The 6,680-nt window shown below is 62.9% G+C and carries 7 protein-coding genes; 3 read left to right on the top strand and 4 right to left on the bottom strand.

What is annotated here, in order from left to right; all coding sequences use genetic code 11:
• Together ACLQ7E_RS11155 and ACLQ7E_RS11150 are read right to left on the bottom strand one after the other, a co-directional pair.
• Positions 1–1,289, bottom strand: a 1,289-nt coding sequence (locus tag ACLQ7E_RS11155; RefSeq protein ID WP_411732646.1) for a leucine-rich repeat domain-containing protein, incomplete at its 3' end; no start/stop codon positions are given.
• Between the two features lie 243 nt (positions 1,290–1,532).
• Entirely contained in the window at positions 1,533–3,044 is a 1,512-nt protein-coding gene (locus ACLQ7E_RS11150) for an acetyl-CoA hydrolase/transferase family protein (protein ID WP_411732645.1), read from the bottom strand.
• Positions 3,045–3,210: 166 nt separating this feature from the next.
• Here ACLQ7E_RS11150 and ACLQ7E_RS11145 point away from each other — a divergent pair, with 166 nt between their 5' ends.
• Positions 3,211–3,342 carry a hypothetical protein gene (locus ACLQ7E_RS11145; protein WP_411732644.1) on the top strand — a complete coding sequence of 44 codons (132 nt, stop codon included), beginning with the start codon at positions 3,211–3,213 and terminating at the stop codon, positions 3,340–3,342.
• Positions 3,343–3,455: 113 nt separating this feature from the next.
• On the opposite strand, the gene ACLQ7E_RS11140 is transcribed toward ACLQ7E_RS11145, so the two are convergent.
• Both ACLQ7E_RS11140 and ACLQ7E_RS11135 read right to left on the bottom strand, forming a co-directional pair.
• Positions 3,456–3,596, bottom strand: coding sequence for a hypothetical protein (locus tag ACLQ7E_RS11140; RefSeq protein ID WP_411732643.1), 141 nt, complete (start codon positions 3,594–3,596; stop codon positions 3,456–3,458).
• 563 nt (positions 3,597–4,159) lie between these two features.
• Entirely contained in the window at positions 4,160–5,440 is a 1,281-nt protein-coding gene (locus ACLQ7E_RS11135; RefSeq protein WP_411732642.1) for a glycosyltransferase, read from the bottom strand.
• 151 nt (positions 5,441–5,591) lie between these two features.
• On the opposite strand from ACLQ7E_RS11135, the gene ACLQ7E_RS11130 reads away from it, so the two are divergent.
• Both ACLQ7E_RS11130 and ACLQ7E_RS11125 read left to right on the top strand, forming a co-directional pair.
• Positions 5,592–6,209, top strand: coding sequence for a hypothetical protein (locus tag ACLQ7E_RS11130; RefSeq protein WP_411732641.1), 618 nt, complete (start codon positions 5,592–5,594; stop codon positions 6,207–6,209).
• Positions 6,210–6,480: 271 nt separating this feature from the next.
• Positions 6,481–6,669 carry a hypothetical protein gene (locus tag ACLQ7E_RS11125; protein WP_411732640.1) on the top strand — a complete coding sequence of 63 codons (189 nt, stop codon included), beginning with the start codon at positions 6,481–6,483 and terminating at the stop codon, positions 6,667–6,669.
• The last annotated feature ends 11 nt before the right edge of the window (positions 6,670–6,680 follow it).

Here is a 6,680-nt window from a genome sequence, read left to right as displayed (position 1 = left end):
GAGCTGGACTCCCACACAACACTGTTCGTGCCGACGGTGGATGTTGCCGTGGAGGAGAAGCTGGTATCAGCGCCAGCTTCAATACTCTTGTCCTGCGGATCTGTCACCACAAGCCCGGAGGGCAGGGACTTCTGCTGAATTGTTCCGGCGAACCCGAACTGCTTGTCGGCGATGCCAATGTCGACGGCCCACGTCAAAACATTGCTTTCAGCCCGGGGGAAGCTCCAGGCACCGGTCAGTGCATTGATCTGAGCCGTGGCGGAGACCGGGATGATGGTGGTGCCATCCGTGGTCTTCAGTGGCGATACCTGATTTGCACCCGCGTAGATGGCGGGCAGCACCGCCCGCTGGCCCACCATGTGCAGTGTTTCAAGGTTGCTCAGAGTCGCCAACGGCGCCACGTTAACCAGGCGATTTTCGGACAAAAGAAGTCTGCGCAAATTGGTCAGTCCGGAAAGCGGCGAAACGTCCTCAATGTTGTTTTCTGAGAGAAACAGTTCTTCCAGCGTTGACAATGCTGACAGCCCAGTGACCTCGCTGAGGCCAGTTCTTTCCAGCGCCAACGACTTAATGTGCCCAAGATCCTTGAGCGGAGAAACGTCGTTGATCTCATTGTCCGAGAGCACCAGGTTTTCCACGCTGGCAAGACCCGCCAAGCTGGAAATGTCCGTGATCTTGTTCTGCGTCAAGCGCAGGTACGTGACATTGGCCAAGCCGCTCAGGGCCGAGACATCCACTACGTTGTTTAGATGGAGGTCAACCTCTTTGAGACGCGTCAGGAGCTTCAAAGGCTCCACTGAAACAACATGGTTCTCATACAGTCGCAAGTACTCAAGATTGGGCATGCCTGCCACGACCGCAATATCTGCAACATTGTTGTAGTTCAGGTTCAGAACTTGGAGTTTACCAAGACCCGTCAGCGCAGAAATATTGACAATGTTGTTGCTTTCCAGGACGAGCCTGGTAAGTTCCGTCAACCCAGTCAGGGCAGATAGGTCCTGGAAATTGTTGGAGCGGAGATCAACTTCCTTCACCGAGGTGAATGCTTCAAGCCCTGTGAGCAACGTGATGCCGCGAGAGGCACAATTGAGTACCCCGGTGAAGACTCCGGCTTGCGTTTCGGTAATGACGGCAGCGGGCGCCTGTCCCAAGGCGACATTCATGCAGCTTCTAAGATTGCTGTCCGGTACAGCCACATCGCCGGGTGCGGCCTGAGCTGGCAATATGCCGGCCAATGCGATCGCGGTGACGGCCGATCCCCCAAGAATCGTCTGCCAAATTTTCTTCAAAAGTATTTTCCCCCTAGTGAATCGTTGTGGCATTCGAGACCAATCAATGAATGCCATAACGTTGAGCAACCCAGTGCCCCATTAAAACCAATATTTGTATTTGACAATGCCCCAAGGCGTACTAGCCAAAAGGACACAGAAAGTCCCCGCCGTCGCATCCTCCTAAAGGGGAAGCAACTGCGGGGACTAAAGCGGTCCGCGGTGATTGAGCCAGTCGAAATCAAGCTCCACCAGCAGAACCAGTTACGGACGCATGTCGCCGGTTTCGATGTAGCGCTGGTGCCAGGAAAGCGCCTCGCCCATCAGGTGCGGGGTGTGCTTGCCATAAGAGTCACGGGAAGCGCGCTCGAAGTAGTCTTCCAGCATGGGCTTGTAGTCCGGGTGAGCACACTTCTCAACAATCACGCGGGCGCGCTGCTTCGGCGCCAGGCCGCGCAGGTCGGCAAGGCCCTGCTCGGTAATCAGGATCATGGTGTCGTGCTCGGTGTGGTCAACGTGGCTGGCCATCGGCACGATGCCGGAGATCTTTCCACCCTTGGCGGTCGACGGGGACATGAACACCGAGAGGTAGCCGTTGCGGGCGAAGTCGCCCGAGCCGCCGATGCCGTTCATGACGTGCGAGCCGACCACGTTGGTGGAGTTCACGTTGCCGTAGATGTCGGCCTCGATCATGCCGTTCAGGGCGATGCAGCCCAGCCGCCGGACCAGCTCGGGGTGGTTGGAGATTTCCTGCGGGCGCAGCAGGATGCGCTCGCGGTAGAAGTCCACGTGCCTGTTGAATTCGTCGATGCCGGCGGCGGAGAGGGAAAAGGAGGTGGCCGAGGCGAAGCCCAGGGTTCCGTCCTTGAGCAGGGACAGCATGCCGTCCTGGATGACCTCGGTGTAGGCCTGCAGGCCCTTGTATCCCCCGCGGGCCAGCCCGGCGAGGACCGCGTTGGCAATGTTTCCCACGCCCGATTGCAACGGCAGCAGCTTGTCTGTCAGCCGTCCGGCCCGGATCTCGTGGTCAAGGAAGTCCAACAGGTGGTCGGCGATCTGCGTGCTGGTCGCATCGACCGGCGCGAACGGGCTCAGCCTGTCCGGGGCATTGGTTTCCACCACGGCGACGATCTTGGCCGGGTCCACGCGCAGGTAGGGCTCGCCGATGCGCTGGTCGGCGGTGGTCATCTGGATGGGCAAGCGGTGCGGGGGCAGTGCGGTGCCGTAGTAGATGTCGTGCATGCCCTCCATGGCGGCGGACTGCTGGGTGTTGACCTCGATGATGACCTTGTCGGCCATGTCCAGCCAGGTCTTGTTGTTGCCCACAGACGAGGACGGGATCAGGCTGCCGTCCTCCTTGATGCCGACTACCTCGATGATCGCCAGGTCGATCTTGCCGTAGAAGCCAAACCAGGCATGCTGGGCCACGTGGGAGAGGTGGATATCCATGTATTCCATCTCGCCGTCGTTGATGCGGCGGCGCAGCTCCGGATCCGACATGTAGGGCAGGCGCAACTCCACGCCGCCGGCCCGGGCCAGCACCCCGTCGAGCTCCGGGGCGGTCGAGGCGCCGGTGAGCACGTTGATCTTGAACGGATTCCCTGCCGCCTGCTCCTTTTCCATGAGGGCGGCGAGTGCCCCCGGGACGGCCTTCGGGTAGCCGGCGCCGGTGAAGCCGCTCATGGCCACCGTCATGCCGGGCTTGACCAAGGCCGCGGCCTGTTCGGCCGGCATTCGAAGGTCGAGGAACTTGGGGTTTTGGATCCGATCGTGCACGGCTGCCCTTCCTAAAGGTGTGTGACACACGTTGCTTCGTGTCATTCGCGCCACTTTAGTCCCTGATCGCGTCACATTTGGGCCATTTTGCGCATTCGGCATGGGGAACCGTCGGACGGTTCGGTGAGGCGGCCCGTATTTGCGTTGACTGGCAGGGGGCATCAAGATGGCCGAATACCATGGCGGGATGGACGAGCGACGGAAAATGATGTGGACGATGCTGTGCATCGGCGCCGTGGTCCTCACCGGTTGGGTGGTCATTGGTTCGGGCATCTTGGCCCGACTGCTCGATCCGTAGTCCGGCGTTCGGCCGGGCAAACGAAAACGGGTGCACCGGCCGATTCAATGGCGGGCCCACCCGTTTTTCTAGTTCATGGGCGCGGGCCGTTCATTCCCGTGCCGACCACATTCTTAGGCGGCTTTTTCGGCTCCTGGTTCCTCGTGCTTCTGGTGGGCCTTGCGGTAGCGCGAGACCATGGCAAAGGTCAGGACGCTGAGTAGGCCGATCATCGTGAAGGCAGTAATGATGAGTGCTTCATGACCTGGAGTCATGGCGATCCGTCCCTTCATGAGGGTACGGAAAATCGACGGGTGTGTCGTGGGTCGTTCACCGCCGAACGCGCCGTGTTCGACGCCGGGAGGCGTCGAACAGTTGGCACATTACGATTGGTGCTATTGCACGCCCTCCACAGTAATGGGAGGGCCTGCCGTTATTCGAACAATCCTCGTTGATCCGCTGGCCCACTAACCGGCCAGCTCCAACGTGCAATCGACCTCAGAGTCGAAGGGCAGGGGCCTGCCAGCAAAGATTTCTGGCAGGCTTGCTTCTTCGAAACGCGCGGCCCGTTTTCGGTTCAGGCTGCAGAGCGTGGTTCCGGGGGATTTGCTGTCGCTACCATCAGCGCTGCATCCGGCCCTGACAAATTCATCCCGGCCCAATTGTCCGTTCCACCCAAGGGTTCACACGGATATCCGAGCGGCTGTGCGAATAAATTCGACTACTCACGCTCTTCTAGCAAACCTCAAGGAGACCTTTAACTATCGCATATTTGCACTCAGTAGACAAATCGGCTGGCACATCGTTGCCTAACGCGCGCTCGATCGGCCACTGAGATTCACCATTCCACCTCGTCAAGCAGGAGTGCGCCGTTGGCGGCGTCGCGCGCGATTGCCCCGCCGAGCCGCACCGAGGCCTTCCGGTAACTGTCGGTTTCCAGGACCTTCACAATGGCCTTCGCGATCCGGGGTGCGGCGGCGCCGCGCGGAACCGCGATGCCTGCCCCTCGCAAGGTGACCCGGATGGCATTGCCGGATTGGTCACGGCCGTGATGCAAGATCACGAGCGGCAATCCCGCGGCCAGCGCCTTGATCACGGTGCCGTGGCCTCCATGCGTGACAACCAGGCTGGCGCGTCCCATCACCTGGTGGTGGGGCGCGGCGGCAACGACGGTGACATTGGCCGGCGCACGGATCTCCTCGGGGTCGACCGCGGGGCCAGTGGTCACCAGCCCGCGCACCGGCAGGCTCCCGAGCGCGTCCACGATCCGCTGCATGCACTGCACATGGTTTTGGAAGGTCGAGGACATGGCCACCAGGACCAGCGGCGCCTCGCCGGCGGGCGGGGCCCACGGGGCATTGGATGTCCACGCCGGGTCATCGAGGATCGGTCCCACGTAGCGGGCGTTGGCCGGCAACTCGGCAGGGAAATCGAAGGCTGACGAGGTGAGAATCAACTGCCGCCTGGCATGGTGCATCTGTTCCCACGTATTGGCCAGCGGGGCCAGCCGGTACTCGGCGCGCAATTCGTTCAACGGCGCCAACGCGTAGCGGTCGATCAGCTTGGTGCCGCCGAACGTCGTCATGCGGTCGCGCAGTGCACCCAGCGGGCCCTTCGCGGGGGCAAAGCCGGTGCCGACTTGCGGCATGCCCTTGGCCGGAAGCGGGTAGGTGTTCGGCAGCAGGACATCGAACGAAACCCCTCGCGCCTCCGCCGCAATCATGGCGCCAAAGGCGCCGAACCCCGTCAAAACGAGGTCCGGCCGCACCTCGTCGATGGCCGACGCGGTGTCCCGTGCCTGCTGCGGGGCCGGTTCCACAAACATGCTCTTGACCGTGTCGCGGGCCAGGCCCATCGGGGTTCGCGCCGCCCAGTCGCGGATCTCGGCGGTTTCGCCATCGGTCCAGGAACGGAAGGTGACTCCGGTTCCGGTTACCTGCTCCTCCATGGAGTCATCGGCGAGCATCACGACATGGTGTCCCCGTCGTGCGATCCGGCGGGCGACGCCAAATTCCGGCGGGACCGTGCCGCCGGCGTCCTTGAGTGCGAAAAGGTAGGTGCGGCGCGTGGCTTCCGCAGCGGGCCCCGCGCCCCGGGGCCTGTCAGTGGGATCGCTCATGGCAGCAACGGTACGCCGCGGGTATGCCGCGCAACATCCGTGCCAGTACCCGTTTATTTCCTGCACCGTGCCCTCGGGGAACACCCGTGGAGATCGCCGCTTGCCGCCCGGCATCCCCCCCTGTTCGCCGGAGCAGAGTAGGCTTCCGTCCATGACCACCGCCGTCGTTTTCGTCGCAGTGCTTGTCCTGTTGGCTCTCTTCCAGGTTGCCCTGGCGCTCGGCGCCCCGTGGGGCCGGTTCGCGTGGGGCGGGCAACACCCCGGAACACTGCCGACCGGCTACCGGATCGCCTCCGCGCTCTCCATCCTGGTCTACGGGTTCATCGCGGTGCTCGCCCTGGACCGTGCCGGGGTGCTCGACCTGTTTCCGGAAGGCTTCTCCCGGGTGGGAAGCTGGGTCGTGTTCGGGTACCTCGCCCTCGGGGTGGTGATGAATGCGATCTCTCGATCCAAGCCGGAACGCTACGCGATGACACCGGTTGCGCTCGTGCTTGCGGTCCTCGCGCTGCTCATCGCGCTTTCACCTGCCGCCGAGAGGTCTTTCGCCGGCATGGTGCTGGACAACGGGACCGGTCCCGTCTACTGCACGACCGTCATGGAGTCCTACCCTCCGCAATGCGGCCGCGACTCCCCCGCGGTGCTCGGCTGGGACTGGAGCGCCGTGGAGCACGAGCAGTCGCAGTCGGTCCGCTGGGGCGAGTACAGCTTCCAGGGTGTGCGCGGGCGCGACACGATCACCCTCGGCGACGGGGCAACTCCGCTGCGCTGAGCAGGTGGGGAAGAGGGGATGCGCCGATGAAGGCAACGCGGCATGGCGGCCGGTTCGCCGGAATCCTCATGCCCGCCCTGCTGCTGGCGGGCTGTTCGAGCCCGGGAAGCGTTGCCGAGAGGGTCGAGCGTGGCCTTCCCCCATCGCGGGCGAGGCCGGAAGTTCGGAAATTTCGCCCCTCGATGGGCCGGCCGCCGTCTGGCTCGGGAACGACAGGCGATTCGCGCTGATCACGTTTGGCAGTTCGTCCTGCCCGGCCGTGGTGACCTCGATGGAGGGTGTTGCCGCCGATGCGAACGAGCTGCGCGTGGAGCCTTCCGGCGGGTCCGGACCCTGCACCGCGGACCTGACGCCGACCACGCACGAGCTGGCGTTGCCAGGCTCGGTGACGGGGCGTCCGACCACCCTCACCCTGACGTATCCGGAGCGCGCTGCCACCTCGACGTTGACCCTGGAATAGGTATCTTCCAC

This window comes from Paeniglutamicibacter sp. (assembly GCF_046714615.1).
In the GTDB taxonomy this organism is placed as follows: domain Bacteria; phylum Actinomycetota; class Actinomycetes; order Actinomycetales; family Micrococcaceae; genus Paeniglutamicibacter.
This window is presented reverse-complemented; position numbering and strand designations above follow the sequence as displayed.

Bases quoted from the DNA above. Each gene is read 5' to 3' on its own strand.
- ACLQ7E_RS11145 (WP_411732644.1), top strand. From the start codon at position 3,211: ATGGCCGAATACCATGGCGGGATGGACGAGCGACGGAAAATGATGTGG.
- ACLQ7E_RS11140 (WP_411732643.1), bottom strand. From the start codon at position 3,596: ATGACTCCAGGTCATGAAGCACTCATCATTACTGCCTTCACGATGATC.
- ACLQ7E_RS11135 (WP_411732642.1), bottom strand. From the start codon at position 5,440: ATGAGCGATCCCACTGACAGGCCCCGGGGCGCGGGGCCCGCTGCGGAA.
- ACLQ7E_RS11130 (WP_411732641.1), top strand. From the start codon at position 5,592: ATGACCACCGCCGTCGTTTTCGTCGCAGTGCTTGTCCTGTTGGCTCTC.
- ACLQ7E_RS11125 (WP_411732640.1), top strand. From the start codon at position 6,481: ATGGAGGGTGTTGCCGCCGATGCGAACGAGCTGCGCGTGGAGCCTTCC.